The sequence below is a fragment of the Methylobacterium dankookense genome (assembly GCF_902141855.1).
GTDB classification, from domain to species: domain Bacteria; phylum Pseudomonadota; class Alphaproteobacteria; order Rhizobiales; family Beijerinckiaceae; genus Methylobacterium; species Methylobacterium dankookense.
Genome location: NZ_CABFVH010000019.1, coordinates 67,508 through 91,530, shown reverse-complemented (window position 1 = coordinate 91,530; position 24,023 = coordinate 67,508). Strand labels below are relative to the sequence as shown.

At 72.6% G+C, this 24,023-nt stretch carries 24 protein-coding genes; 10 read left to right on the top strand and 14 right to left on the bottom strand.

From position 1 onward, the window contains the following. Positions 1-96: 96 nt before the first annotated feature. Both guaD and MTDSW087_RS15665 read right to left on the bottom strand, forming a co-directional pair. Entirely contained in the window at positions 97-1,449 is a 1,353-nt protein-coding gene (guaD, locus tag MTDSW087_RS15670) for a guanine deaminase (protein ID WP_144765473.1), read from the bottom strand. Positions 1,450-1,594: 145 nt separating this feature from the next. Next, entirely contained in the window at positions 1,595-1,972 is a 378-nt protein-coding gene (locus tag MTDSW087_RS15665) for a 4a-hydroxytetrahydrobiopterin dehydratase (RefSeq protein WP_144765471.1), read from the bottom strand. A 212-nt stretch (positions 1,973-2,184) separates the two neighbouring features. Here MTDSW087_RS15665 and MTDSW087_RS15660 point away from each other — a divergent pair, with 212 nt between their 5' ends. Genes MTDSW087_RS15660 through MTDSW087_RS15650 form a run of 3 tightly spaced genes read left to right on the top strand, consistent with a single transcriptional unit; the run spans position 2,185 to position 4,675 of the window. Next, on the top strand, positions 2,185-3,174 hold the full coding sequence (locus MTDSW087_RS15660; protein WP_144765469.1) for an ABC transporter substrate-binding protein: 990 nt from the start codon (positions 2,185-2,187) through the stop codon (positions 3,172-3,174). Between the two features lie 30 nt (positions 3,175-3,204). Next, the gene (locus MTDSW087_RS15655; protein WP_144765467.1) at positions 3,205-3,942 is read left to right on the top strand and encodes an ABC transporter permease; all 738 of its coding nucleotides are present in this window, start codon (positions 3,205-3,207) and stop codon (positions 3,940-3,942) included. After that, on the top strand, positions 3,923-4,675 hold the full coding sequence (locus MTDSW087_RS15650; protein ID WP_144765465.1) for an ABC transporter ATP-binding protein: 753 nt from the start codon (positions 3,923-3,925) through the stop codon (positions 4,673-4,675). Before MTDSW087_RS15655 ends, MTDSW087_RS15650 begins: the two co-directional genes overlap by 20 nt. Before the next feature lie 9 nt (positions 4,676-4,684). Here the strand turns inward: MTDSW087_RS15650 and MTDSW087_RS15645 are convergent, their stop codons facing one another. After that, positions 4,685-6,637, bottom strand: a complete 1,953-nt coding sequence (locus MTDSW087_RS15645) for a hypothetical protein (protein WP_144765463.1) — start codon at positions 6,635-6,637, stop codon at positions 4,685-4,687. A gap of 250 nt (positions 6,638-6,887) precedes the next feature. After that, a complete protein-coding gene (locus tag MTDSW087_RS15640; RefSeq protein ID WP_144765461.1) occupies positions 6,888-7,214 on the bottom strand; it encodes a HesB/IscA family protein in 327 nt (108 codons plus the stop codon). Positions 7,215-7,372: 158 nt separating this feature from the next. Between MTDSW087_RS15640 and MTDSW087_RS15635 the strand changes: the two genes are divergently transcribed. Beyond that, positions 7,373-8,620: a deoxyguanosinetriphosphate triphosphohydrolase gene (locus tag MTDSW087_RS15635; RefSeq protein ID WP_238178825.1), complete on the top strand. Its 1,248-nt coding sequence runs from the start codon at positions 7,373-7,375 to the stop codon at positions 8,618-8,620. 488 nt (positions 8,621-9,108) lie between these two features. On the opposite strand, the gene MTDSW087_RS15630 is transcribed toward MTDSW087_RS15635, so the two are convergent. Then, positions 9,109-9,636 (bottom strand): hypothetical protein, encoded by a 528-nt coding sequence (locus MTDSW087_RS15630; RefSeq protein ID WP_144765457.1) that lies wholly within the window; start codon positions 9,634-9,636, stop codon positions 9,109-9,111. 228 nt (positions 9,637-9,864) lie between these two features. Between MTDSW087_RS15630 and argS the strand changes: the two genes are divergently transcribed. The 6 genes from argS to tatC all read left to right on the top strand — a co-directional run bounded on the left by argS (position 9,865) and on the right by tatC (position 16,114). Next, positions 9,865-11,619: an arginine--tRNA ligase gene (gene argS / locus MTDSW087_RS15625; protein WP_144765455.1), complete on the top strand. Its 1,755-nt coding sequence runs from the start codon at positions 9,865-9,867 to the stop codon at positions 11,617-11,619. Between the two features lie 32 nt (positions 11,620-11,651). Beyond that, entirely contained in the window at positions 11,652-12,992 is a 1,341-nt protein-coding gene (locus MTDSW087_RS15620) for an SPOR domain-containing protein (protein ID WP_144765453.1), read from the top strand. A gap of 256 nt (positions 12,993-13,248) precedes the next feature. Then, positions 13,249-14,256, top strand: coding sequence for a beta-N-acetylhexosaminidase (nagZ, locus tag MTDSW087_RS15615; RefSeq protein WP_144765451.1), 1,008 nt, complete (start codon positions 13,249-13,251; stop codon positions 14,254-14,256). 146 nt (positions 14,257-14,402) lie between these two features. Further along, a complete protein-coding gene (locus MTDSW087_RS15610) occupies positions 14,403-14,675 on the top strand; it encodes a twin-arginine translocase TatA/TatE family subunit (RefSeq protein ID WP_144765449.1) in 273 nt (90 codons plus the stop codon). Between the two features lie 108 nt (positions 14,676-14,783). Beyond that, positions 14,784-15,317: a Sec-independent protein translocase protein TatB gene (tatB, locus tag MTDSW087_RS15605; protein WP_144765447.1), complete on the top strand. Its 534-nt coding sequence runs from the start codon at positions 14,784-14,786 to the stop codon at positions 15,315-15,317. Beyond that, entirely contained in the window at positions 15,314-16,114 is an 801-nt protein-coding gene (gene tatC, locus MTDSW087_RS15600; protein ID WP_144765445.1) for a twin-arginine translocase subunit TatC, read from the top strand. The genes tatB and tatC overlap by 4 nt, the downstream gene beginning before the upstream one ends. A 120-nt stretch (positions 16,115-16,234) precedes the next feature. Here tatC and MTDSW087_RS15595 read toward each other — a convergent pair whose 3' ends face one another. The 9 genes from MTDSW087_RS15595 to MTDSW087_RS15555 all read right to left on the bottom strand — a co-directional run bounded on the left by MTDSW087_RS15595 (position 16,235) and on the right by MTDSW087_RS15555 (position 23,824). Further along, positions 16,235-16,984 (bottom strand): DUF1223 domain-containing protein, encoded by a 750-nt coding sequence (locus tag MTDSW087_RS15595; protein WP_144765443.1) that lies wholly within the window; start codon positions 16,982-16,984, stop codon positions 16,235-16,237. 14 nt (positions 16,985-16,998) lie between these two features. Further along, complete coding sequence (locus MTDSW087_RS15590) at positions 16,999-18,018, bottom strand: lipid A biosynthesis lauroyl acyltransferase (protein ID WP_144765441.1); 1,020 nt, start codon at positions 18,016-18,018, stop codon at positions 16,999-17,001. Between the two features lie 177 nt (positions 18,019-18,195). Further along, the gene (locus tag MTDSW087_RS15585; RefSeq protein WP_144765439.1) at positions 18,196-19,218 is read right to left on the bottom strand and encodes a zinc-binding dehydrogenase; all 1,023 of its coding nucleotides are present in this window, start codon (positions 19,216-19,218) and stop codon (positions 18,196-18,198) included. 36 nt (positions 19,219-19,254) lie between these two features. Continuing rightward, positions 19,255-19,524 carry an SH3 domain-containing protein gene (locus tag MTDSW087_RS15580; RefSeq protein WP_144765437.1) on the bottom strand — a complete coding sequence of 90 codons (270 nt, stop codon included), beginning with the start codon at positions 19,522-19,524 and terminating at the stop codon, positions 19,255-19,257. A gap of 8 nt (positions 19,525-19,532) precedes the next feature. Beyond that, complete coding sequence (locus tag MTDSW087_RS15575; protein ID WP_144765435.1) at positions 19,533-20,288, bottom strand: SDR family NAD(P)-dependent oxidoreductase; 756 nt, start codon at positions 20,286-20,288, stop codon at positions 19,533-19,535. Then, on the bottom strand, positions 20,285-21,568 hold the full coding sequence (locus MTDSW087_RS15570; protein WP_144765433.1) for a beta-ketoacyl-ACP synthase: 1,284 nt from the start codon (positions 21,566-21,568) through the stop codon (positions 20,285-20,287). Before MTDSW087_RS15570 ends, MTDSW087_RS15575 begins: the two co-directional genes overlap by 4 nt. 53 nt (positions 21,569-21,621) lie before the next feature. Continuing rightward, complete coding sequence (fliP, locus tag MTDSW087_RS15565) at positions 21,622-22,305, bottom strand: flagellar type III secretion system pore protein FliP (protein WP_238179334.1); 684 nt, start codon at positions 22,303-22,305, stop codon at positions 21,622-21,624. Positions 22,306-22,352: 47 nt separating this feature from the next. After that, positions 22,353-23,465: a lysylphosphatidylglycerol synthase domain-containing protein gene (locus MTDSW087_RS15560; protein WP_373322006.1), complete on the bottom strand. Its 1,113-nt coding sequence runs from the start codon at positions 23,463-23,465 to the stop codon at positions 22,353-22,355. Then, positions 23,462-23,824 carry a hypothetical protein gene (locus MTDSW087_RS15555; protein WP_186383860.1) on the bottom strand — a complete coding sequence of 121 codons (363 nt, stop codon included), beginning with the start codon at positions 23,822-23,824 and terminating at the stop codon, positions 23,462-23,464. Before MTDSW087_RS15555 ends, MTDSW087_RS15560 begins: the two co-directional genes overlap by 4 nt. Between the last annotated feature and the right edge of the window lie 199 nt (positions 23,825-24,023).

Genomic DNA, 24,023 nt, shown 5'->3' with positions numbered 1-24,023 from the left:
TCGGAACCGCCCCCTCACCCTCGGCTGCCGCCTTGTCGCGACGACGACGAGGTCGTCGCGACCCTCTCCCCGCAAGCGGGGCGAGGGGATCCCACATCAACCACCGCTCTTCCCCGCATAGCGGAACGACTCGGCCCGTCCCGCCTCGTAGACCGGTTCGCCCGCGACCCAGGTCGCCCTCACGCGCTCGTGGCCGAGGGTCATCACCACGAAGAGCAGCTCCTCGATATCGGTGCAGTAGCGCGCCCGGTGCGCCATGAGGGGCGTCGCCGCGGTATCGAGCACGCAGAGATCGGCCTCGTAGCCCCCCGCGATCCGGCCGATCCGGTCCTCCAGATGCAGGGCCTCGGCGCCCCCCGCCGTGGCGAGCCAGAGGGCGCGCACCGCGTCGAGCTTGTCCCCGCGGAGTGCGGCCACCTTGTAGGCCTCGCCCAGCGTCCGCACGAGGGAGAGCGAGGTGCCCGCCCCGACATCGGTGCCGAGCCCGACCCGGACCGGGCGGCGCGGGTCGAGGGCGTCGAACAGCCGGAACAGCCCGCTGCCGAGGAAGAGGTTCGAGCTCGGGCAATGCGAGAGCGCCGCCCCGGCCCGGTGGCAGGTGCAGAGATCCGCCTCGTCCACGTGGATCGCGTGGCCGAACACCGCGCGCGGACGCACCAGCCCGGCCTCGGCGTAGACGTCGAGATAGCGCGCCCGCTCGGGGAACAGGTCGCGCACCCAGGCCACCTCCGCCTCGCTCTCGCAGAGATGCGTCTGGAGATAGAGGCTCGGATCCTCGGCGATGAGCGCGCCGGCCGCGTCGAGCTGCGCCTCCGAGCAGGCGGGCGCGAAGCGCGGGGTGACCGCGTAGAGCTGGCGCCCGCGCCCGTGCCAGCGCGCGGCGAGATCGCGGCTCTCCCGGTAGCCGCGCTCGGCCGTGTCGAGGAGGGCGGCCGGCGCGTTGCGGTCCATCAGGACCTTGCCCGCCACCATGCGGGTGTTGAACCGCTCCGATTCGGCGAAGAAGGCCTCGGCCGAATGCGGGTGCACCGTGCAGTAGACCGCGGCCGTGGTGGTGCCGCAGGCCAGCACCGAGCGCAGGAACAGCCGCGCCGTCTCCTCGGCATGGACCCGGTCGGCGAAGGCGAACTCGGCCGGGAAGGTGTAGCGCGTCAGCCATTCGAGGAGTTCCTCCCCGAAGGCGCCGATCATCTGGATCTGCGGGTAGTGGACATGGGTGTCGATCAGCCCCGGCACCATCAGGCTGTCGGGATATTCGACGGGCACCACGCCCTCGGGCAGGGCCCAGCGCGTGGTGGCATAGGCGCCGAAGGCGGTGATGCGCCCGCCCTGCATCACGACGAGCCCGTCCTCGTGGTGGACGAGGCAGGCGCCGGGCTCGTCGAGGAACGGGTTGCCCTTGAGCGTGAGCACGCGCCCGCGCAGGGCCCGCACGGTCGAGTCGGTCATGCGAGATCGATCCGGGTTTCCAAAGGGATCATCCCTTTGGTGGGGTATCGGGGCGAAGTCCCGATGCAAATCCCGGGCTCCGCCCGGACCCGCGAGAGGGATGATCCCTCTCGACACCCGGAAGATGTAGCCGGAGCCCCGAGTCCTACTTGTCGTACTTGATGTAGGCGAAGCGCGGGTCGGTGGGCGTCCCTTCGAGCGCACCGCCCTCCGTGCCAGGCTGCCAGCCCACCACCTGCTCGATCTTGGCGGCCAGGGCGAAATCCTTGTCGGTGATGCCCTTGGCCGCATGGTTCATCAGCCGCACCTCGACCCAGGCGTAGGAGGCCGTGAGGTCGGGGTGGTGCCAGGCCGCCTCGGCGAGGTGGCCCACCGTGTTGATCACCATCAGCGTGCTCTTCCAGCCCGCCGTCTTGTAGGTGCGCCGGATCCAGCCGTCCTCGTAGCGCCAGTCCGGCAGCTCGGCCTTGAGCCGCGCCTCGATGGTGGCGTCGTCCAGGGCTCCCTCGCGCCGCTCGCTCATCGTCCGTCTCCTCCACTGCCTCGGGCACTGCCTTGGGGGAAGGGTGCCCCGGGCCGGGAAAGCGCGCAAGATCAGCACAGATGGCCGGTGGACGCCTCGCCGAGGGCGCCCTATGACCTTTTTGGCAATGGCCCCGGCCGAACGCGCGCGCCAAGCTCGCATCCGGACCCGCGGCGTCGAAGAACCGCCTAGGACATCAGGGAGAGGGCGCCATGCTGTCACGGCGCGGATTGCTCGCCGGGGCGCTCGCGGGCGCGGCCGCCCTCTCGGCGCGCCCGGGCAGCGCGGCGGCGCCCAGCTTCCGCCTCGGCAGCCTGCCCTTCGGCACGGTCGCCTGGGAGGCGGCGGTGATCAAGGCGCGCGGCCTCGACACGGCCAACGGCTTCGAGCTCGACGTGGTGAAGCTCGCCGGCAACGACGCGGCGCGCATCGCCTTCATGGGCGGCCAGGTCGACGCCATCGTCGGCGACCTGCTCTGGGCGGCCCGCCTCGGCAACGAGGGCCGCGCGCTCCGCTTCATCCCCTACTCGACCACCGAGGGTGCCGTGATGGTGCCGGGCGACAGCCCGATCCGCAGCCTCAAGGACCTCGCCGGCAAGCGCCTCGGCGTGGCGGGCGGACCGCTGGACAAGAACTGGCTCCTCCTGAAGGCGCAGGCGCGCGACGCCGCCGACCTCGACCTGGAGACCAAGGCCGAGCTCGCCTACGGCGCACCGCCGCTGATCACCCTGAAGCTGGAGCAGGGGGCGCTCGACGCCGCGCTCACCTACTGGACCTATTGCGCGCGGCTGGAGGCCAAGGGCTTCCGCCGCCTCGTCGGGGCCGACGACATCATGCGCGCCTTCGGCGCCTCCGGCGCGGTGGCTCTCATCGGCTACCTCGTGGACGGGGCGGCCGTGCAGCAGAAGCCCGAGGTGGTGGCCGGATTCGCCCGGGCCTCGCGGGCGGCCAAGGACATCCTCGCCTCGGATCCCAAAGCCTGGGAGATCGTGCGCCCGCTGATGACGGCGGAGGACGAGCCCACCTTCGAGGCGCTGAAGCGCGACTTCCTCGCCGGCATCCCGCGCCGGACCATCGCCGAGGAGCGCGTCGACGGCGAGCGGCTCTACGCGGTGATGCAGCGGCTCGGCGGCGAGCGTCTCGTCGGCGCGGGCACCGCGCTGCCGCCGGACCTCTATTTCGACGGGAGCCGGAATGGCTGAGCCGGCCGGCCGGAACCGCCTTCCCCGCGCATGAACCTCCTCACCCGCCTCGTCTCGGTGGTGGTGCTGCTCGCCGCCTGGCAGGCGGCGGCGCAGGCCGCCGGCTCGCGCCTGCTGCCGGCCCCGCTGACGGTCGCCACCTTCATCGCCGAGGAGGCGGCCCGCGGCGACCTGTTCCACAATGTCGGCGTCACGCTCCTGCGGGTCGCGGTCTCCTTCGGCCTCGCCATGGTGCTGGGCGTGCTGCTCGGCGTGGCCCTGGGACGCTCCAAGGCCCTGAACATCGCCCTCGACACGCCGCTCCTCGTCGTCCTCAACACGCCGGCGCTGGTGATCACGGTGCTGGCCTATATCTGGGTCGGCCTCAACGAGACCGCGGCGATCCTGGCGGTGGTGCTCAACAAGCTGCCCAACGTCGCGGTGATCGTGCGCGAGGGTGCCCGCGAGCTCGATCCGGGCCTCGAGGAGATGGCCCGCACCTACCGCTTCGACCGGCGCACCTGGATCGCCCACGTGCTGGTGCCGCAGCTCCAGCCCTACGTGGTGGCCGCGGCGCGCTCCGGCCTCTCGCTCGCCTGGAAGATCGTGCTCGTGATCGAGCTGCTCGGCCGGCCCGACGGCGTCGGCTTCGCGATCAACTTCTACTTCGTGCAGAGCACCAACGTGGCGGCGATCCTCGGCTACAGCATCGTCTTCATGAGCGTGATGATCGCCATCGACATCCTGATCCTCCAGCGGCTGCAGGCGCATGTCCGGCGCTGGCGCTGAGTCCCCCGTCCTCCGGGTCGCCATCGACCGCAAGGTCTATCACCCGGCCTCGGCCGAGCCCGTCGAGGCGGTGCGCGGCCTCGCCTTCGCGGTGGGCGCGGGCGAGATCGTCTGCCTGATCGGGCCCTCGGGCGCGGGCAAGTCGACCACCCTGCGCATCCTGCTCGGGCTCGACGCCGACTACGAGGGCCGCGTCGAGCCGGACCCGTGCGCGGATTCCGCCCGGCCCGGCATGGTCTTCCAGGAGCCGCGGCTCCTGCCCTGGCGGACGGTGGAGCAGAACGTGCGCCTCGCCATGCCGCGGGCCCGGCGCGGGCGCGACCTCGACGCCCTGTTCGCCCATCTCGGCCTGACGCCCTGGCGCGGGCGCTATCCCGGGGCGCTCTCGCTCGGCATGCAGCGGCGGGTGGCGCTCGCCCGGGCGCTCGCCGACGCGCCGCGCCTCCTCGTCCTCGACGAGCCCTTCGTCTCCCTCGACGACGCGGCAGCGGCGTCGCTGCGCGGCCTAGTGGTCGACACGGTCGACGGGCTCGGCATGAGCGTGCTGATGGTCACCCACAACGTCGCCGAGGCGATCGCCATCGCCGACCGGCTCCTGCTGCTCTCGGCACGGCCCGCGAGCCTCGTCGCCGAGGTGGCGCTCGACCGCCCGCGCCACGCCCGCGACCGCGCCTGGGCGGAGGCGACCCGCGCCGCCCTCGCGGCGGCGCATCCGGGGGTGATCGCGGAGTAGGGGGTGCCCCTACTCGGCCTTCGCGTCCACCTCGATCTTATCGAACACCGCCGCCGGCGAGCGGGCGAAGGCGAAGTCGGCGAAGCCGAGGCCCGCATCGGTCTTGGCCTTGGCGTTGACCACGAGGCGGCCGGGCTTCGTCACGAACTGGCCCATCGCCGCGCCGATCGCCTTGGCGCCGGCCGAGCCGCCGAGGATGATCGGCACGCCGAACTGGCTCGCGCTCACATATTCCTGGCGCAGCTCGTCCGGCTTCAGGCTCAGCGACTTCGACTGGGCCGCGATGAAGCGCTCGAACAGGCCGGTATTCTCCACCGTCACGTCGAGGGTCTTGGCGTTCGCGGTGAACATCAGGAGCTGCGCGGCCGGGACCTTGGCGGTCAGCACCTCCGGCCCGACGCCGCCGACGAGGCCGGAGAGCCGCACCGTGCCCATGTCGCGGCCCGTCAGCGTCATCTCGCGCAGGGAGACCTCGCGCTTGCCCTCGTCCCAGGCGAGGTCGGCCACGAAGGTGAGGTCGAGGTCGCGGTAGCCATAGGCCGACAGCGCCCCGAGGACCGGCGCATCCGCCATCATCGCGGCCGGCATGACGAGGCCCGACAGGCTGACGCGGGTCGCGGTGGGGACGCCCTCCTTCAGGGGCCCGAAGCTGATCGCCGCGTCGCGCAGCGCCACATGCGTGCCGGCGGGCGGGGCCGCGGCCGGGGCGGCGAGGGGGTCGCCGGCCGCCTTCTGCTCGGTCTTCAACTCGGGCTTGCCCCCGGGCCTACCGGGCCGCGCCTCCACCTTCGGCTCGGGCTTGCTCTCGGACCTGGCCTCCGGCTTCGCGGCGGGCGGCTCGGGCGGCAGGTCGAGGCTCATCTCCTGCAGAGTCAGGGCGCCGATCGCCGGCATCAGGCGGCGCATCTCGTCCTCGCCGACCTGGGCGTCGGGCCTGGCGAGGCGGCGCAGCGTCTCGATGGTGGGAGCCAGCGAGACCCCGGTCAGCGCGAGCCGCGCGAGGCGGGCGCGGGTCGGCCCCTGCGTGAAGGCGAGGCCCTCCATCCGGAAGCCCGCCTCGGGCCCGCTCGCATAGGTCAGGCGCCCCACCTCGATGAGGAGCGGCCCGTCGGCGTCGGTCTCGCTGAGGGAGAGGTCGCGCGCCTCGAGCGTGCCGACATCGAGGGCGCCGAGGAGGTCGGCGCCGGCCCCGGCGAGCCGGGCGCGCTCGGGCGCGGGCAGCGCCTCGGCCTCGGGATCGGCGCTCAGCGCCGCCAGCCCGGCGGAGATCGCGTCGAGGGCGCCGCTCCAGCCGCCGGGCACCTGGCGCCCGCCGAGGTCTCGGCCCTCCAGCCGGCCGAGCTTCACCGTGGTGCCCGAGGCGTCGGTATAGACCACGTCCGAGATCTGGAAGGCGGCGTAGAGGCGCTGCACCGTGCCCTTGCCGTCGCCCGCCACCGTGTAGAGGCGGGTCAGCGCCGCGAGGTCCACGTCGGTGGCGCGGATCGGGCCGTAGGTGCCGGTGCCGGTCTCGGTGCCGTCGGTGACGGTGAGGGCCGCGCCGGCCGTGGTCAGCTCGGCGATGCGGCCGGCGCGCACGTCGCGGGCGCTGATCTCGCGATAGGTCACGGTCTGGCGCATCGCGCCGGGGCCGGCATGCTCGGAGATCAGCACGGGGGCGCTGACGCTCGCGGCCTCCAGCCGGGCGAGGCGGGCGGGCCAGGGCTCGGGCGCGTCGGCCTTGAGGAGGGCGGTGAGCTCGTCCTTCGAGAGGCGGGTGCCGCTCACCGTGATCTTCGGCGCCCGGAATATCGTGGTGCCGAGCGGCAGGGTCACGTCGGCGAGCGTCACATCCTGCACCGCCGAGGCCGCCTCCTGCGCCGCCAGCGGCGTCGCTATCATGCAGAAGGCGGGGAGGGCGGCGGCGAGCGCGGACGCGAGAACCGCCGGCGCGAGGCGGGCGCGGCCCTTCGGGTGACTCATGATCGTGTCCGGATCGCCGACGGCATGTCGAGGTGTGCGGGGCGGCCGGCACCTCGGCGCATCTCGCACGACTCCCGAGCCATGGGAATCCTCCCCTGGCCGCGACGGCGCAGCGGGAGTTGTGCGAGGGGCGCCAAGCCGGCCGTTCCCATCCGTGACGCAGTTCGCGACGGCACGCAATCGCGGCGCGGCGCGGCGGGCACGACGGTTCGCACCTGTCGTGCCGCTGCAACGGCCCGGACGGGAGGGGTCAGATCGAGAACGAGGTGCCGCAGCCGCAGGAGGCGGTGGCCTGCGGGTTCTCGATCTTGAAGGACTGGCCGATCAGGTCGTTCACGAAGTCGATGGTCGAGCCGGCCATGTATTCGAGCGAGACGGGGTCGATGATCACCGTGGCGCCGTCGCGCTCGATCGCGACGTCCTGCTCGGCGCGGTCGCTGGCGATGTCGAAGGCGTAGGAGAAGCCCGAGCAGCCGCCGCCGTTCACGCTGATGCGAAGCGTCGAGCCGGGCGGCTCGGCGCCCATGATCTCGTTGATGCGCTTGGCGGCGCGGGGCGTGAGGATGATCTCGGTCATGGGGCGAACCGGACAGCTCTGTGGGTACCGTGCGGTCCGACGATTGCCGGGCGCCGCTTCGCCCACAAGATATGGGCGCAGGACGAGCCCCGCAACGCGTGAGGGCCGAGGGGGAGCCATGCGGAGATCCAGCAAGAGCAGGGCGAGGAGGCGGCGCGGTGCGGCCCTCCGGTGAGCGCTGGCGCGCGCCCTACGCCACGGACCCGGCGCGCACGCGCGGGCGCTTGATCCCCGAGCCGGCCTCGCCGACCCGCAGCGACTTCCAGCGCGACCGCGACCGCATCGTGCATTCCACCGCCTTCCGGCGGTTGAAGCACAAGACCCAGGTCTTCGTGCACCACGAGGGCGACCATTACCGCACGCGGCTGACCCACACCCTGGAGGTGGCGCAGGTGGCGCGGGCGCTCGCCCGCTCGCTCGGCCTCGACGAGGACCTCGCCGAGGCGCTGGCGCTCTCCCACGACCTCGGCCACACCTGCTTCGGCCATACGGGCGAGGACGCGCTCGATGCCTGCATGGCGGATTTCGGCGGCTTCGACCACAACGCCCAGGCGCTGCGCATCGTCACCCGGCTGGAGCGGCGCTATGCCGGCTTCGACGGGCTGAACCTCGCCTGGGAGACGCTGGAGGGGCTCGTCAAGCACAACGGCCCACTCCTCGATGCCGAGGGGCGCCCGACGCCGCGCTACAGCCGGGCCGGGATCCCGGCCGCGATCCTCGAATACGATGCGCTCCACCCCCTCGACCTGTCGCTCCATGCGGGGCCGGAGGCGCAGGTCGCAGCGCTCGCCGACGACATCGCCTACGACGCCCACGACCTCGACGACGGGTTGCGCGCCGGCCTGTTCGACCTCGAGGACCTCGCCGAGGTGCCCTTCCTGAAGGGACTGCTCGACGAGATCGAGGCGCTCCATCCAGGGCTCGAGGTCTCGCGCCGGATCCACGAGCTGGCACGCCGCGTCATCACCCGCTTCGTGGAGGACCTGATCCGCGAGGGCGAGCGCCGGATCGGGAGCCTGCGCCCGGCGCGCGTCGAGGACATCCGCGCGGCAGGCGCGCCCGTCATCGCCTTCTCGGAGCCGGTCGCCGCGGCGGATGCGGCGATCAAGCGCTTCCTCTACGCGCGGATGTACCGCCATCCCGGGGTGATGGCGGTGCGCGCCAAGGCCAACACCATCGTGGCCGAGCTGTTCGCGGCCTTCCGCGCCGATCCGTCGCGCATGCCCGAGGAGTGGAGCGCGGGGCTCGACGGTGCCTCCGAGGCGAAGGTCGCCCGCCGCATCGCCGACTACATCGCCGGGATGACCGACACCTACGCGGTGCTGGCCCACCGGCGGCTCTACGCCAGCACCCCCGACCTGCACTGGACCCCGCCGAGCCGCGGCCTGCCCCTCGCCGAGCCGTGATTCCCCTTCGGGAATCGGGGGAGGGCGCTGGGGCGGCGTGCGACGAAGGCTCGCTCGGAAGCGCCGAGGGCACCGACCTCGGGACTGTCTTAAGCGCCAGTTCGCGACCCCGCGTAACGGACACCGGACGCAAAATCGGATGATCGGCCGGGCGACCCGGCACTCATCCGCGGGACGCCGGGGAGCCGGCTCTTGTGCAACGTTGCGTCTTCGGGCTTCGCGACGTCCCGCGTCACCCCAACCGTGACTTCAGCCATGCCCCCGGCGGATCATCCGCGCGGGGCCGAAAGCACGTGCGCCGCAACGGGCCTCTCCTCCCCCTTGCGGGGAGGAGCCGGAGGTGGGGGTCGCGCAGAATTGAGCGGAGCGGTGCCTTCTGCACCACCCCCACCCCTACCCCTCCCCGCAAGGGGGAGGGAACCCGCGCACCATCCAGAACCGTGGCATTCCTATCCTCCCAGAAGGAGGGTGAGCGCCCCGGCCCAGCCTCACCAGCCGTAGCAATCGGCTCCGTAGCCGTAGGCCGGGGCGGCATAGATCGGCGCGGCATAGGCGGCGGGGTAGCTGTAGCCGACCGGGGCGTAGCCGTAATTGCCGTAGCCGTTGCTGCCATAGGCGTAGCCGTAGGCCGGGGCGGCGTAGCCGTAGCCCGTCGAGAGGGCGCCGGCCGCGAGCCCGACGCCGAGCCCGATCCCGGCCCCCGCGAGGCCGAGCCCAAGGCCGCGTCCGTAGCCGCGCCCGCCGTAATAGCCGCCCCGGTAGCCGTACCCGCGATAGCCGAGCCCGGCGGCGCGGTAGCCGAAGCCGCCCGTCCGATAGCCGAAGCCGCGATGGCCGAAGCCGCCGGCCCGGGCGAAGCCGCCGCGATAGCCGCCCCGGACGCCCGCGACGCCGCCATGGCCGAAGCCATGGCCGCCGCGGTATCCGCCATGCCCGTAGGGGCCGGCCTCGGCGGTCAGGGGCGCCATCACGAGGCCGGCGGCGAGAACGGCGCCGGACAGAACAAGGGCCTTCATCGACAGAATCTCCCGCGCATCGAATTTGCGTGGATCGAGTGATCGCGAGAGTCCGGCTGGACCTTCAACGGGGCAGTCTACGCAAGGGGACGGAAACCCCGGGACAGCGCGCGGCGAGCCCCTCCCCAAGCCTGCCATCCGTGACTTGGGCCGCCCCCCTTGCTATGGCGCCCGCTTCAGGCACCGGCGGCGCGGCGACGCCCCGGGCGACGGATTCGAAATATCGCGATGAACATCTTTGCCCTGTTCGAGGCCCGCGTGCGCGAGGCCCTCGAAGCGCTGACCCGTTCCGGCACCCTGCCCGAGGGGCTCGACCTGACCCGCGTCGTGGTCGAGCCGCCGCGCGATCCCGCGCATGGGGATCTGGCCACCAACGCCGCCCTGGTGCTCGCCAAGGAGGCGCGCGCCAACCCGAAGCAGCTCGGCGAGGCGCTGGCCGCGGCGCTGCGCGCCGACCCGCGCGTCACCGAGGTGAGCGTGGCCGGGCCCGGCTTCATCAACCTGCGGCTGGCGCCGTCCGTGCTCCACGCGGTGGTGCGCCATGCGGCCACCGATCCCGCCGCCTTCGGCCGGATCGCGATGGCGGGCGGGCCCGTCAACGTCGAGTACGTCTCGGCCAACCCGACCGGGCCGATGCATGTCGGCCACGGGCGCGGCGCGGTGTTCGGCGATGCGCTCGCCAACCTGCTCGCCGCGGCGGGCCGGGACGTGACGCGCGAATACTACATCAACGATGCCGGCGCGCAGGTCGTGGTGCTCGCCCGCTCGGCCCATATCCGCTACCTCCAGGCGCTCGGCCGCAGCGACGCGGTGGTCGGCGAGGGGCTCTATCCCGGCGACTACCTGATCCCGGTGGGCAAGCAGCTCGCGGCCGAGTACGGCGACAGCCTCGCCGACAAGCCCGAATCCGAGTGGCTGCCGGTGGTGCGCGACGCCGCGCTCGCCGCCATGATGGACATGATCCGCGACGACCTCGCGGCGATCGGCATCCGCCACGACGTGTTCTTCTCCGAGCGCAAGCTGCAGGACAGCGGCGCGGTCGGCGCGTTGCTGAGCGCGCTGCGCGGGCGCGGCCTCGTCTACGAGGGACGGCTGCCCCCGCCCAAGGGCCAGCTCCCAGAGGATTGGGAGGACCGCGAGCAGACCCTGTTCCGGACCCGGGAGTTCGGCGACGACACCGACCGGCCGCTCCTGAAGTCGGACGGCAGCTTCACCTATTTCGCCGCCGACATCGCCTATCACCGCGACAAGTTCCTGCGCGGCGCCCGCGAGATGATCGACGTGCTCGGCGCCGACCATGGCGGCTACGTCAAGCGCATGCAGGCGGCGGTGAAGGCGGTCTCGAACGGCGAGGCGACCCTCGACGTGAAGCTCTGCCAGCTCGTGCGGCTGCTGCGGGCCGGCGAGCCGGTGAAGATGTCGAAGCGCGCGGGCGAGTTCGTGACCCTGCGCGAGGTCATCGACGAGGTCGGCCGCGACGCGATCCGCTTCATGATGCTCTACCGGAAGAACGACGCCACCCTCGATTTCGACCTCGCCAAGGTGGTCGAGCAGTCGAAGGACAACCCGGTCTTCTACGTGCAATACGCCCATGCCCGCGCCCGCTCGGTGCAGCGTCAGGCGCGCGAGGCTTATCCCGACACCGACTTCACGGACACGGCGCTGCTGGCCCGCGCCGACCTCGAATCACTTGCCGATTCGGGGGAGATCGAGATGATGCGCCTGATCGCGCAGTACCCGCGGGTGCTGGAGGCGGCGGCATCCGCGCACGAACCGCACAGGATCGCATTCCATCTCTACGAAATCGCCAGTTCGCTGCATAGTTTCTGGAACAAGGGCAAAGACTTGCCGCAATTACGGTTTGTTAATGCAACCGACCGAAAGTCAACCGAGGCGAGGCTTGCCCTTGTCGAGGCATTGAGGGGCACGCTCGCCTCCGGTCTCGCAATTCTGGGTGTCACCGCACCGGACGAGATGCGCTGACGCCCCGCCGGCGTTGAAGTGAGGATGCTGCCATGACGAATGCTTCGCGTGCGCCCGTCGATCTGGAGGACTTCGCGCGCGCGTTGCAGCAGCATCCGGCCAGCCAGGCCGCGGGTGCCGCCCCGGCCGCCGCGCAGAAGGCCGACCCGCTCGCCGAGCTCGCCCGCATCGTCGGCCAGGACGATCCCTTCCGCCAGCTCCTGGCCGCCCGCGAGGAGCGCCGCGCCGAGGCGCCGGCCGCGAATCACGACTGGCGCGGCCGGGTCGAGCCGAGCTTCGCCCCCGAGGCCGCCCCCCGCGAGACCCCGGCAGACGCCTTCGACCAGTATCTCGCCTCCGTCGAGCAGGACCAGTCGGCCGACGCCTACGCGGCGCAGGAGGAGGCGGCGCCCGAGGATCGGCGCCCGCTCAAGCGCGTCGATCCGCGCCGCCGCCTGATGACGGTGGGCGCCGGGCTCGCCGTGGTCGTCGTCGCGGTGACCGGCGCGCTCACCTACAAGGGCCTGCACGGCACCGGCTCCGGCGGCGTGCCGGTGATCCAGGCCGACACCTCGCCGCTCAAGGTCGCGCCGAAGGTCGCCGACGGCGTCGAGATCCCGGACCAGAACCGCCAGATCTACGAGCCCAAGGCCAAGGACAACCCGGTCCGCATCGTCAACCGCGAGGAGCAGCCGATCGACATCGCGCAGGCGACACGCGCCGCGCCGTCCGCCTCCACCACCGGCGCGGTGACCCCGGGCAGCGCGTCGCTCGACGCCTTCGGCGAGCCGCGCCGCGTGCGCACCGTCGCGGTCAAGCCCGACACGCCGCCCCCGCCGCCGCAGCGCGAGCAGGCCGCCGAGGCGGCCCCGGCCTCCCCGATCCCGACCATGGTGATGCCCGGCGACGAGCCGGCGCCGCGCCAGCGCCCGAGCCGCCAGGCCGCCGCGACCCCGCAGGTCCCGGTCCAGAACGCCGCGGTCACCGAGACCGCTGCTATGCCCGCCGCCGAGGCGACACCCGCCCGGCCGCGCCCGAAGGCGACGCAGCGCCTCGCCTCCGCCTCGCCGGACACCCCGATCCCGGCTGACGCGCCCGCCACCACGGCGGCCACCACCGCCAGCGCCACGCCCGCCGTCAGCGACGCGCCGGTCGGCGGCTTCTCGGTCCAGCTCGGCGTGCGCAACAGCGCCGGCGACGCCCAGGCCGCATTCCGTGACATGCAGCGCAAGTACAGCCAGCTCGCCGGCAAGCCGGAGCTGATCCGCCAGGCCGAGGTCAACGGCAAGACGATCTACCGCGTTCGCGTCGGGCCGCTCGCCAAGGCCGAGGCGACGAGCCTTTGCAGCGAGCTGCAGGGCGCCGGCGGCCAGTGCTTCGTGGCCAAGAACTGATCGAAGACCCGACCGAAGTCCTGATCGCGTAGCGGGCAGAGATCCCGCGGGCCGGCCCGGCCTGCGGGCGCGCCCGGCTCCGAACGGCCACGCTTTCATTCCCGAGTCCGCGGCGCAACACCCGCGCCTCCACCGTGCCCGGGCGCACAGGCCGCCCCGGTTTCGCCTTGCCGAGGCGCTGCCGAAGGCCGATCCTCCGGTTCCTCACGAACCGGACGCCACCGTTCCACCCGAGCCGACCGCGCGAGCCGCCCCGATGTCCTCCCGTGCCCTGATCCTCGGTTGCGCCGGCCGGAGCCTCACCCCGGAGGAGGCCGCCTTCTTCCGCGACGTGCGGCCCTGGGGCTTCATCCTGTTCAAGCGCAACATCGGCACGCCCGACGAGGTGCGCGCGCTGACGAACGCCTTGCGCGACTGCGTCGGCCGGGCGGATGCGCCGATCCTGATCGACCAGGAGGGCGGCCGGGTCCAGCGCATGGGCCCGCCGCACTGGCCGGCCTATCCGGCCGGCCGCGCCTATGCCCGCTTCGACGGGGCGGCCGCGGCCATCGCCCGCCTCGGCGCCCGGCTGATGGCGCACGACCTCGCCGATGTCGGCATCAACGTCGATTGCGCGCCCGTCCTCGACGTGCCGGTGGCCGGCGCCCACGACGTCATCGGCGACCGCGCCTACGGCACCACGCCGAATGCGGTGGCCGAGATCGGCCGCGCCGTCGCCGAGGGGCTGATGGCCGGCGGCGTCCTGCCGGTGATGAAGCATATCCCCGGCCATGGCCGCGCCGGCTGCGACAGCCACAAGGGCCTGCCGGTGGTCGAGACCGATCTCGAGACCCTCGCGATCCAGGATTTCGTGCCCTTCCGCGCGCTCGCCGACCTGCCCATGGCGATGAGCGCGCACGTGGTCTTCACGGCCCTCGACCCGGAGCGCCCGGCGACGCAGTCCCGCATCGTGATCGAGCAGGTGATCCGCGGCGCGATCGGCTTCGACGGCCTGCTGATGACCGACGACCTCTCGATGCACGCGCTCACCGGCCCGTTCCGGGCCCGTGCCGAGGCCTCCTTCGCGGCGGGCATCGACATGGCCCTGCATTGCAACGGCGACATGGCCGAGATGCGGGGGGCGGCCGAGGGCGCACCCCTGCTCGCCGGCGCCGCCGCCCGCCGGGCCGAGGCCGCGCTGGCGCGCCTCGCCGGTGCCGGCGAGGGGCTCGACCTGCCGGAGGCCCGCGCCCGCTTCGCCGCCGCCCTCTCCGCCGCGGCCTGATTCCGATTTCACCCGGCAACCATCCCGCGTCACGGGGCCGCCCGCTCCTTGTGTTCGCGGGGCGCTGTCCCTAGGTTCGGCCCGAATTTCGGTCTCGGGTCGAGACGCCGCGCTGAGGCCCCTCGCGCGGCGCGGGAGAGGTTGCCATGGGCAGCATGAGTATCTGGCACTGGGTCATCGTCGCCGTCGTGGTGATGCTGCTGTTCGGGCGCGGCAAGATCTCCGACATGATGGGCGACGTGGCCAAGGGCATCAAAGCCTTCAAGAAGGGCATGGCGGAAGACGACGCGCCGGCCCCGACGGCGACGCCCGTCACGCCGTCCGAGCCGGTGCGCACCATCCCTCACACGGCCGAGACCAGCCCCGGCACCGCGGTCCCTGCGAGCCACGTGCCGGCCGGCGAGCGCAAGCCGGTCTGATCGGATCCGGGCTTCCACCGGGTACGGCTTGGTGTAAGGCCGGGGGCTTGAGGCCCATCCGGGGCGTGCCGGGACGCGGCATGCCCGAGCAGCGGGACCGTCGGCACGATGTTTGACATGAGTTGGGGCGAGGTGATGCTGATCGGCGGCGTCGCCCTCATCGTCATCGGGCCGAAGGACCTGCCGAAGGCGCTGCGCACCGTCGGGCAGGTCACGGGCAAGCTGCGCCGCATGGCCGGCGAGTTCCAGGCGCAGTTCAACGAGGCGATCCGCGAGGCTGAGCTCGACGAGGCGCGGCGCGAGTTCGACGGCATCCGCGACACCGTGCGCAAGACCAGCTCGGGCTTCAACCCGGTCCAGACCATCCGCGACGAGTTGAAGGGCGCCGTCGAGGGACGCCCGGAAAAGGACCACCACCGGCCGGCTCCGGACGCCCCGGCCGAGGCCGCGCCGCATCCGGCGGAAGCGATCCAGCCGCGCGGCAGCTACGACGTGCCGAGGCCCACGGAGGTGGAGGCCGCGCCGCCCGTCCCGGGCTCGGCCGACGACCCCTTCGGCACGCCCGAGCCGCCGCCCGCGCCCTCCAATCCTGCCCCCGCGGCCCCGGCCGGCGAGGCGAAGCCCGGGACGACCGGCCGATGATCGACGAGCGGGACGAGGCGGATATCGAGTCCTCGCGGGCGCCCCTCATCGAGCACCTGATCGAGCTGCGCGCGCGGCTGATCAAGTCGCTCGCCGCCTTCGTGCTGATGTTCTTCGGGTGCTTCTTCTTCTCGCGCCAGATCTACAACGTGCTCGTGCACCCCTACGTCTCGGTGGTCGGCGCGGAGAACGCGAAGCTCATCGCCACGCACTTCCTCGAGCAGGTCTTCACCAACATCAAGCTCAGCGTCTTCGGGGCGGCCTTCCTGTCCTTCCCGATCGTCGCGACCCAGATCTACGCCTTCGTGGCCCCGGGCCTCTACCGCAACGAGCGCAAGGCCTTCCTGCCCTACCTCGTCGCCACGCCGATCTTCTTCATACTCGGCGCGCTGGTGGTGTTCTTCCTGGCGATGCCACTCCTGATCCAGTTTTCGGTCTCGCTGCAGCAGGTGGGCGTCGCCGGCGAGCCGACCATCGCGCTGCTGCCGAAGGTCGACGAGTATCTCTCGCTGATCATGACGCTGATCTTCGCCTTCGGCATCGCCTTCCAGCTTCCGGTGATCCTGACGCTGCTCGGCCAGGTCGGGATCATTGATGCGGCCTTCCTGCGCGAGAAGCGCCGCTATGCCATCGTGCTGGTCTTCGTCGCCGCCGCGGTGCTCACCCCGCCCGACGTGATCTCGCAGCTCTCCCTGGCGATCCCGATGCTCCTCCTCTACGAGGCCTCGGTCTTCTCGGTGGCGCGCGTCGAGAAGCTGCGCGCCGCGCGGCGGGTCGCGGAAGGGCTCGACCCATAAGGTTGCGGGAGTCGAGAGGGGTCACCTCTCTCGCGGGTCCAGGGCGGAGCCCTGGGAAACCACGTCAGGCCTCCGCCCCGACACCCCGCCAAAGGGATGATCCCTTTGGGATCCCGATATCTAGAGACCGGGGCCCTTGGCGGCACCCCAGATGCGGCCGGGCTTGCCGTTGCTCGCCCCCTGCAGCACCACCACCCAGGCATCGGCGTCGGCGATCCGCACCGAGGCGCGCGGCACCTCGATATGCACGGGCTGGCCGGTCCAGGTGCCGAGGCGCTGCAGGCTGCGCGCCACGTTGACGTAGGTGACGACCCGGCCCCGGCTCTCGCCGCGCTCGATCGAGACCGGGCGGCGCCGCAGGATCGGGATCAGCCAGACATCGGCCTTGGCCGGCGCGACGGAGGTCCCGACATCGATCAGGATGCGGTCGCCGCGCTCCTCGCCGCGCACCGGCACCGGCAGGCCGCCCTGGCTGCCGGCCTCGCTCAGGATGCGGTCGAGACGGTCGCGGTCCGAGCCGATCGCGGAGGCGCCGCCATTCACCACCGCCTGGGGCGTGAAGACCTGTCGCACGCCGCTCAGGCCCGCATAGGCGTGCTGGCGCTCGGTGAAGGGGCGCAGCGCCAGGGTGTCCTTCCAGCCGAGATAGTCCCAATAGGTCACCGGCAGGGTCAGAGCGAGGATTCCGGGCCGGGCCGCGAGGTCGCTGATCACCGGATCGGCGGAGCGGCAGGCGACGCAGCCCTGGCTGGTGAACAGCTCGACCACCGCCTTGAGGGGCTCGGCCGCGGCAGGCCGCGCGGAGAGCCCCGCGAGGACAAGCGCGGTCGCACCCGCGAGGGCGGCGTATCGGGGAACCGGCAGCATCATCGCATCACAGCGCCTCAGGCCCGGTCTTGGGAAATCACGTTGGCTTGAGAGCGGCCGGACCCGCCGGACGGCACCCCGGCGCCGGTCTCCGGCGGGGCCGCGGAACGGGGCAGCATGGCCGGGCGCCAGCGGCGATGCATCCAGAGCCACTGGCCGGGCTCCTCGCGGATCCAGGACTCGACCACAGCGGTCATCGTCTGCATGGCGCCGGCCACGTCGATCCGGCCCTCCGCGTCGCGCGGCAGGTCGAGGGGCGGGGTCAGCTCCAGGCGGAAGCGCCCGTTCCCGAGGCGCACCACCCGCGCCCCGTGGACCGGGCATTCGTGATGGCGGGCGAGCTTGGCGAGCAGCGGGTTGGCGAGGCAGGGCTGCCCGAAGAACTGCACCACGACGCCGCGGGTGAAGTGCTGGTCGATGAGCTGGCCGAGATGGCCGCCGCGCTCCACCACGCCCTGCATGGCGAAGACGGCGCCGGGCCCGGAGGCGGCGAGCCCGCCCATGGTCTTGCGCCGCACCGTCCGGACGAGCTTGGCCGCGGCCGGGTTGTTCGGCGCCCGGTAGACGGCGGTGGCCTCCAGCCCGAACTTCGCCGCGGCGATGGCCGGCAATTCCCAATTGCCGAGATGGGCCGAGAAGATCAGGCCCGGCCGGCCGTCGTCGCGCAGGGCGTAGAAGTGCTCAAGGCCGACCACCTCCATGCGCTGCGTCTCGGGAACGTCCGGATCGTAGTCGAACAGGGTGTCGAGATGGGCGTATTCGGCGCCCGTGCGCCCGAGATTGTCCCAGGCGGCCAGGGCGATCTCCCGCAGCTCGGCCGGCCCGCGCTCGGGGAAGGCGGCGCGCAGATTCGCCATCAGGGTCCGGTGCACGGGCAGGTAGGGCCCGAGTCCGCGCAGGAGCGCGCCGCCGAGATCGGCCGCCCGCTCGGGGCCGAGCCGGCGCGCGAGATGGAACAGCGCGCCGATCAGCGGCAGCATGGCGTAGCCCGCCAGACGCGGGAACGAGCGCTTCAGGACGAGGGCAAGACGCAGCACGCGGAGACTCCGGGCGACTCGGCGCCCACGGCGAAGCTTGTACAGGCTGCACCGACCGGGCCCCAGCGGCCAAGTCGACGCGTCCGACGGATGCCCCCAACCGCCCGGACGCGGAGCCGCGGCGGGCCGGGCCGCCGCAAATCGCCTTAGATCACCTTCGCGTCAGGAGGGAAAGGATCAGAGCGTCACGAGGATCTTGCCGAAGACCTTGCGCGATTCGAGCCGCTCCAGGCCGGCTGCGAAGTCCCCGAGCGGATAGACCGTGTCGATCACCGGGGTGAGCCCGGCGGCCATCTTGTCGAGTGACTGGCGGATGTTCTCGATGCGGCAGCCGAACGAGCCCGTGATGCGGTACTGCTGCTGGAAGAGCTGCATCAGGTTCATCGTGGTCGAGACCCCGGAGGTCGAGCCGCAGGTGACGAGGCGCCCGCCGCGCTTCAGGCAGAGGAGCGAGCCGTTCCAGGTGTCGGGCCCGACATGCTCGAACACTACGTCGACGCCCTTGCGCTTGGTCAGGCGCCGCACCTCGCCCTCGAAGCGCTCCTCGCGGTAGTTGACCACGTGGTCGGCGCCGAGCGCGGCGGCCTTGGCGCCCTTCTCGTCGTCGCCGACGGTCGTGTAGACCGTGCAGCCGATCGCCTTGGCCATCTTGATCGCGCTGGTGCCGATGCCCGAGCCGCCGGCATGGACGAGGATGCTCTCGCCGGGCTCCAGCCGGGCATTGTCGAACAGCATGTGCTGCACCGTGCCGAAGGCGATGCCGGCGCAGGCCGCGTCGGTGAAGCTCACCCCCTGCTGCGCCTTGACCGCGAGGCGGGCCGGCACCGTGACGTACTCGCTGGCGAAGCCGTCGATGTGGAAGCCGAAGACCCCGCCGACCTCCTCGCAGAGGTTGTCGCGGCCCTGCTCGCAGGCACGGCAATGGCCGCAGGTCTTCGCGCCGTAGAGGGCGACGGTGTCGCCGACCGCGAGTCCGGTCACGCCGTCGCCGAGGGCGGCGACCTCGCCCGCCCCTTCGGCGCCCACGGTCAGCGGAAGCCGGCGCTTGGCGAAGGCCATGCCGCGGAAGCCCCAGACGTCGATGAAGTTGAGGCCGACCGCGCGCATCCGCACGCGCACCTCGCCGGGGCCGGGCGCGGACGCGTCGGCGACCTCCGTCAGGCGCAGGTCGCGGTCGCCGAAGAGTTGCAGGGCTTGCATGGGCAGTCCTCGGAATGATCCTCGGGATGTGGCGCCCTATTCGGGCGCGAGGTAGCGCCGGCGGGCCCAGCCGAGTGTCGGGCCGACCTTGACGCGGCACCATGTGGTGCGGCTCGGCGTGTCGTTGGTGCAGCCGAAGACCAGGGCCCGGGCCCGGATCTCGCCGACCACCTCGGCGGACGGATCGGGCTCGGCGCGGATGCTCAGGCTCTCCCCGCGGGGCAGGCCGTCGAGGCGGTAGCTCTGCGGCTCGGCCGCGGCGGGGGCGGCGAGGAGGAGCAGGGCGAGGAGGGGTAGCGGGCGCATCGCGGATCTCAGGCGCGGTGCACGCCCATCATCGCGGTCAGGCCGCCATCCACGGGCAGGACCGCGCCGGTGATGTAGCCGGCCGCATCCTCCATCAGGAAGCGGGCGAGCGCGGCCACCTCCGCCGGGTCGGCGAAGCGGCCGGCCGGGATCTGGCGCTCCATGCCGGCGCGGTGGGCGGCATAGGGCGCCATCATCCGCGTATCGATGAAGCCCGGCGCGATCACGTTGACGGTGACGCCGCGCTTGGCCGACTCGATGGCGAGCGTCCGGCAATAGGCGATCAGCGCGCCCTTCGTCGCGGCATAGGCCGCGTTGCCCGCATTCGCCCGGAGCGCCGCCACCGAGCCGATCGCCACGATGCGGCCGGCGCGCGCCCGGATCATGCCGCGGGTCAGCGCCTTGGCCAGCCGGGTCAGCGCGTAGAAATTGACCTGCATCGCCGCCTCGAGCCGGTCCTGATCGAGCATCAGCGCGAGGGCGTCCGCCGACTGGCCTGCATTGTGGACGAGGCCGTAATAGCCGCGCTCCTCGGCCGTCCCGCAGAAGGCGTCGAGGGCGGTCCGGTCGGCGAGGTCGAGGGGCAGGGCGGTGGCCCCGAGCTCGGCGGCGAGTGCCTCGGCCTCCGCGGCGGAGGCGCGGTAGGTGAAGTCGACGGCAAACCCCGAGGCGGAGAGCGCCCGCACGATCGCCGAGCCCAGGCCCCCGGCGCCCCCGGTGACGAGGACGCGGCGCTGTTCGCCGGCGCGCATGTCCGTGCTCATGCCGGCTCGGCCCCGAGGACGAGGCAGGTGTTCTGGCCGCCGAATCCGAAGGAGTTCGAGAGCACGCGCGCGACCGGCACGTCGCGGGCCTCGGCGACGATGTCGAGGGGGAGCGCCGGATCGGGGATCGCGTAGTTGATGGTCGGCGGGATGCGCCCGTGCCGGATGGTGAGCAGCGAGACGGCGGCCTCGATGGCCCCGGCCGCGGTGAGCGTGTGGCCGATCATCGACTTGTTCGAGGTGACCGGGATGCCGCCGACGCGCTCGCCGAACACGGCGGCGAGGCCCGCCGCCTCCATCCTGTCGTTCTCCGGCGTCGAGGTGCCGTGGGCGTTGACCGTGTCGATCGATTCGGGCCCGAGCCCGGCATCCTCCAGGCTCGCCCGGATCGCCGCGACGATCGGCGCCCCGTCCGGGCTGGAGCGGGTGCGGTGGAAGCCGTCGCCCTTCTCGCCGCAGCCGAGCACGTAGCCGAGGATCGTCGCGCCGCGCGCCTTGGCGGCGGCCTCGTCCTCCAGAATCAGGGCGGCGGCGCCCTCGCCCATGACGAAGCCGTCGCGGTTCTTCGAGAAGGGCTTCGAGGCGCCCTCCGGCGGGTCGTTCTGGGTTGAGAGCGCGGAGAGCAGCGAGAAGCGGATCAGCGATTCCGGGTTCACCGAGCCGTCCGTGCCGATGCAGAGCGCGGCCGTCATCTCGCCGCGGCGGATCGCCTCGACGCCGAGCTGGATCGCGGTCGCCCCCGACGAGCAGGCGGTCGACAGGGAGATCGGCGAGCCCTTGGTGCCGAAGCGCTCGGCGATGCGCTCGGCCACGGTGCCGAAGATGAAGAGGTCGTGCCAGCCGTCGAAGGCCCGGCTCGCGGCCGCCCGCTGCAGGTCGCCGTAGCCGATCTCGCCCTGGCTCGCCGCGGCCTCGGCGAGCGCCTGCCGCTGCGGCCATTCCATCTCGACCGGGGGCACGGCGATGAACAGGGCGCCGGGGAAGTCGCCCACCGCACCGATCCCGGCCTGGCCCACCGCCTCCTCGGCGGCGATCGCCGCGAAGCGCTCGGAGAGGAGGGGTGCCACCAGCGGATCGGTGTCGAGGAAGTCGACGGTGCCGGCGATGCGGGTGCGCAGGCCGTCGGTGGGGAAGCGCCGGATCGCGTGGATGCCCGAGCGGCCGGCGGTGAGCGCCGCCCAGTTCTCGTCCTGGCCCCGGCCCAGCGAGGTGACGAGACCGATTCCGGTGACGGCGACCCGGGGCCGGCCCTTTGCGTCGCGGGGAGAATGCGTGGTCATGGCGCCGTCTTACACGATCGGGACGGGGAGGCGAGGCGGTTTCCCGGCATGTGTCACCCGCCGTAACTCTGCACCAGCGAGCCGGCGACGAGCCCCCAGCCATCCACCAGCACGAAGAAGATCAGCTTGAAGGGCAGCGCCACCGAGGCCGGCGGCACCATCATCATGCCCACCGCCATCAGCACCGAGGCGACGACGAGGTCGATGATCAGGAAGGGGATGAACAGCAGGAAGCCGATCTCGAAGGCCCGCCGCAGCTCGGAGATCATGAAGGCGGGGGTGACGATCTCCAGGCCGAGCTGCTCCGGCCCCTGCGGCACCGAGATCCGGGCCATGTCGATGAAGAGCTTCAGGTCCTTCTCGCGCACGTTCTTCAGCATGAAGGTCTTGAACGGGGCCGAGGCGCGGTCGAAGGCCTGGGTCTGGCTGATCTGCCCGGCGACCAGCGGCTCGATGCCGGCGCGGTAGGCCTCGCGGCCGGTCGGCGCCATCACGAAGGCCGTCAGGAACAGGGCGAGGCTGATGATCACCGCGGTGGGCGGCGCGGTCTGGGTGCCGAGCGCCGAGCGCAGGATCGAGAGCACCACGACGATGCGGGTGAAGGCGGTGGCCATCACAAGCACGGAGGGCGCGAGCGCCAGCACCGTGATCAGCGCGACGAGCTGGAGCGCCCGCTCGGTGACGCCGCCCGCGCCGAGATCGACGGTGACGCTCTGGGCGGCGGCCGGCCCGACCATCAGGAAGACGGCGAGCGCGGGAAGGCCCGCGCGGCGGAGGAACGGGCTCACGGGGCCTCCGGCGGCTGCACATTCGCCCGGCGCGCCTCGATGTTCTGCCAGACGAGGAGCGCGGGCAGGCCGAGCACCACGTCCGGCACGCGCTTGGCCAGCGACAGGGCGATGGCCGTGCCGGCATCGATGCCGAACAGCGCGCAGACCACGACGAAGCCTCCCTCCTGGACGCCGAGCCCGCTCGGCACGGGGAAGGCCGCCGACTTGATAGCCTGACTGAGCGCCTCGATCACCAGCACCTCGGCGAGGCCCACGCCCTCGATGCCGATGCAGGTGAGCGCGATCCAGATCTCGGCCGCCCCGAGCATCCAGGCCAGGAGGTGCAGGATGAAGGCCTGCGCGATCCGCCCGCGCCGCCCCCCGTGCCAGACCGCATCGAGGGCCTCCTGCACGCGCATGGCGGTCGGCGCCGCGTCGGGGCGGCCGGGCTCCGCCGCCCGCGCGAAGCGGCGCCCGATCGCGGCGAGCCGCTGCTCGACGAAGCGGGCGGCACCCACCCGCTGCACGGCGAAGAAGGCCGCGACGACGAGGGCGGCGACGGCGAGCGCGCGCAGCATCCAGGCGGCGAGCTGCGCCGCGGGCTCCCCGTCGAGCCGCATGAGCAGGCCGGCGCCGAGGCCGGCGAACAGGGCCTGGCTGCCGACCTGGATCAGCATGTCGGCGAGGATCGAGGCCGTGGCGAGGGCGCCCGCCACGCCCCAGAAGGTGAGCAGGCGCCCGCCCAGCACGTCGCCGCCGATCGAGGCCACGGGGAGCAGCACGTTGATGCCCTCGCGCACGTAGCGCAGAACCACGAAGGGCCCCGCCCGCACGGGCGTGAGCCCGTCGAGGATGCGCGCCCAGGCGAGCCCGCACAGGAGCACGATCAGGGCCCGCACCAGCACGATCCCGGCGAGCCCCGCGAGCCCGATCCGCCCGAAGGCGGCGGCCACGGCCGAGAGGTCGTTGGTCGCGACGAGCCAGGCGGCGAGCCCCAGGCCGAGCAGGGTGCCGAGGAGCGGCAGGCGGCGCAGGAGCGCGCGGGCGAGCCCGCCGCGGGCGGCGGTCGCGGGCCGGGACGCTCCCGGCTGGGTCGGCTCTCGCACGGTCTCGGCTCGCACGGTCACGTCGGGATCGGGGCGTCGGGTCGGTCATGGTGCGGGTCGGGCGCCGAACCGTGCTCCCCGCTCCGCACGCCGGCTTCCGCGGGCGCCGGTAGCGCGCCATTGGGGCCGAAATCGGGGAGGGAAGCCGGCGGATCGGCGCGCGGGTCGAGGAGCGCGACCCGGCCCACAGCGAGACTCGCTCCGGTCGCCACCGCGAGCAGCCGCTTGGGGCAGGGGCCGAGGCAGCCGGTCTCGACGACCTTCGCCTTCCGCGGCGCGCCGGCTCCGGATCGGGCGTCCGCCGTCTTCGCCGCCGCCTTGGTCATCGCCTTCGCCGCCCGCTTGGCGAGCCGCAGCGCCTCCTTCCGCGAGAGGCCCACGCGCTTCGCACATTTGCGGCAGACCAGAACCACCTCCGCCGGCTTGGTCCTGGCCGTCCTGCCCCCGGCCCGGAATGCCGGGGCGCGGGGCGCGGGATCCGCGGGCTCTGTCGCCGCGGTGGGCTGCGTCGGGGAAGGGATCATCGCTGCGGCCTACAGCGCCCGGCCGCTGCGGTGCAACGGACACGGCACCGCAGCC

Bases quoted from the DNA above. Each gene is read 5' to 3' on its own strand.
- guaD (WP_144765473.1), bottom strand. From the start codon at position 1,449: ATGACCGACTCGACCGTGCGGGCCCTGCGCGGGCGCGTGCTCACGCTC.
- MTDSW087_RS15665 (WP_144765471.1), bottom strand. From the start codon at position 1,972: ATGAGCGAGCGGCGCGAGGGAGCCCTGGACGACGCCACCATCGAGGCG.
- MTDSW087_RS15660 (WP_144765469.1), top strand. From the start codon at position 2,185: ATGCTGTCACGGCGCGGATTGCTCGCCGGGGCGCTCGCGGGCGCGGCC.
- MTDSW087_RS15655 (WP_144765467.1), top strand. From the start codon at position 3,205: ATGAACCTCCTCACCCGCCTCGTCTCGGTGGTGGTGCTGCTCGCCGCC.
- MTDSW087_RS15650 (WP_144765465.1), top strand. From the start codon at position 3,923: ATGTCCGGCGCTGGCGCTGAGTCCCCCGTCCTCCGGGTCGCCATCGAC.
- MTDSW087_RS15645 (WP_144765463.1), bottom strand. From the start codon at position 6,637: ATGAGTCACCCGAAGGGCCGCGCCCGCCTCGCGCCGGCGGTTCTCGCG.
- MTDSW087_RS15640 (WP_144765461.1), bottom strand. From the start codon at position 7,214: ATGACCGAGATCATCCTCACGCCCCGCGCCGCCAAGCGCATCAACGAG.
- MTDSW087_RS15630 (WP_144765457.1), bottom strand. From the start codon at position 9,636: ATGAAGGCCCTTGTTCTGTCCGGCGCCGTTCTCGCCGCCGGCCTCGTG.
- argS (WP_144765455.1), top strand. From the start codon at position 9,865: ATGAACATCTTTGCCCTGTTCGAGGCCCGCGTGCGCGAGGCCCTCGAA.
- MTDSW087_RS15620 (WP_144765453.1), top strand. From the start codon at position 11,652: ATGACGAATGCTTCGCGTGCGCCCGTCGATCTGGAGGACTTCGCGCGC.
- nagZ (WP_144765451.1), top strand. From the start codon at position 13,249: ATGTCCTCCCGTGCCCTGATCCTCGGTTGCGCCGGCCGGAGCCTCACC.
- MTDSW087_RS15610 (WP_144765449.1), top strand. From the start codon at position 14,403: ATGGGCAGCATGAGTATCTGGCACTGGGTCATCGTCGCCGTCGTGGTG.
- tatB (WP_144765447.1), top strand. From the start codon at position 14,784: ATGTTTGACATGAGTTGGGGCGAGGTGATGCTGATCGGCGGCGTCGCC.
- tatC (WP_144765445.1), top strand. From the start codon at position 15,314: ATGATCGACGAGCGGGACGAGGCGGATATCGAGTCCTCGCGGGCGCCC.
- MTDSW087_RS15595 (WP_144765443.1), bottom strand. From the start codon at position 16,984: ATGATGCTGCCGGTTCCCCGATACGCCGCCCTCGCGGGTGCGACCGCG.
- MTDSW087_RS15585 (WP_144765439.1), bottom strand. From the start codon at position 19,218: ATGCAAGCCCTGCAACTCTTCGGCGACCGCGACCTGCGCCTGACGGAG.
- MTDSW087_RS15580 (WP_144765437.1), bottom strand. From the start codon at position 19,524: ATGCGCCCGCTACCCCTCCTCGCCCTGCTCCTCCTCGCCGCCCCCGCC.
- MTDSW087_RS15575 (WP_144765435.1), bottom strand. From the start codon at position 20,288: ATGAGCACGGACATGCGCGCCGGCGAACAGCGCCGCGTCCTCGTCACC.
- MTDSW087_RS15570 (WP_144765433.1), bottom strand. From the start codon at position 21,568: ATGACCACGCATTCTCCCCGCGACGCAAAGGGCCGGCCCCGGGTCGCC.
- fliP (WP_238179334.1), bottom strand. From the start codon at position 22,305: ATGGTCGGGCCGGCCGCCGCCCAGAGCGTCACCGTCGATCTCGGCGCG.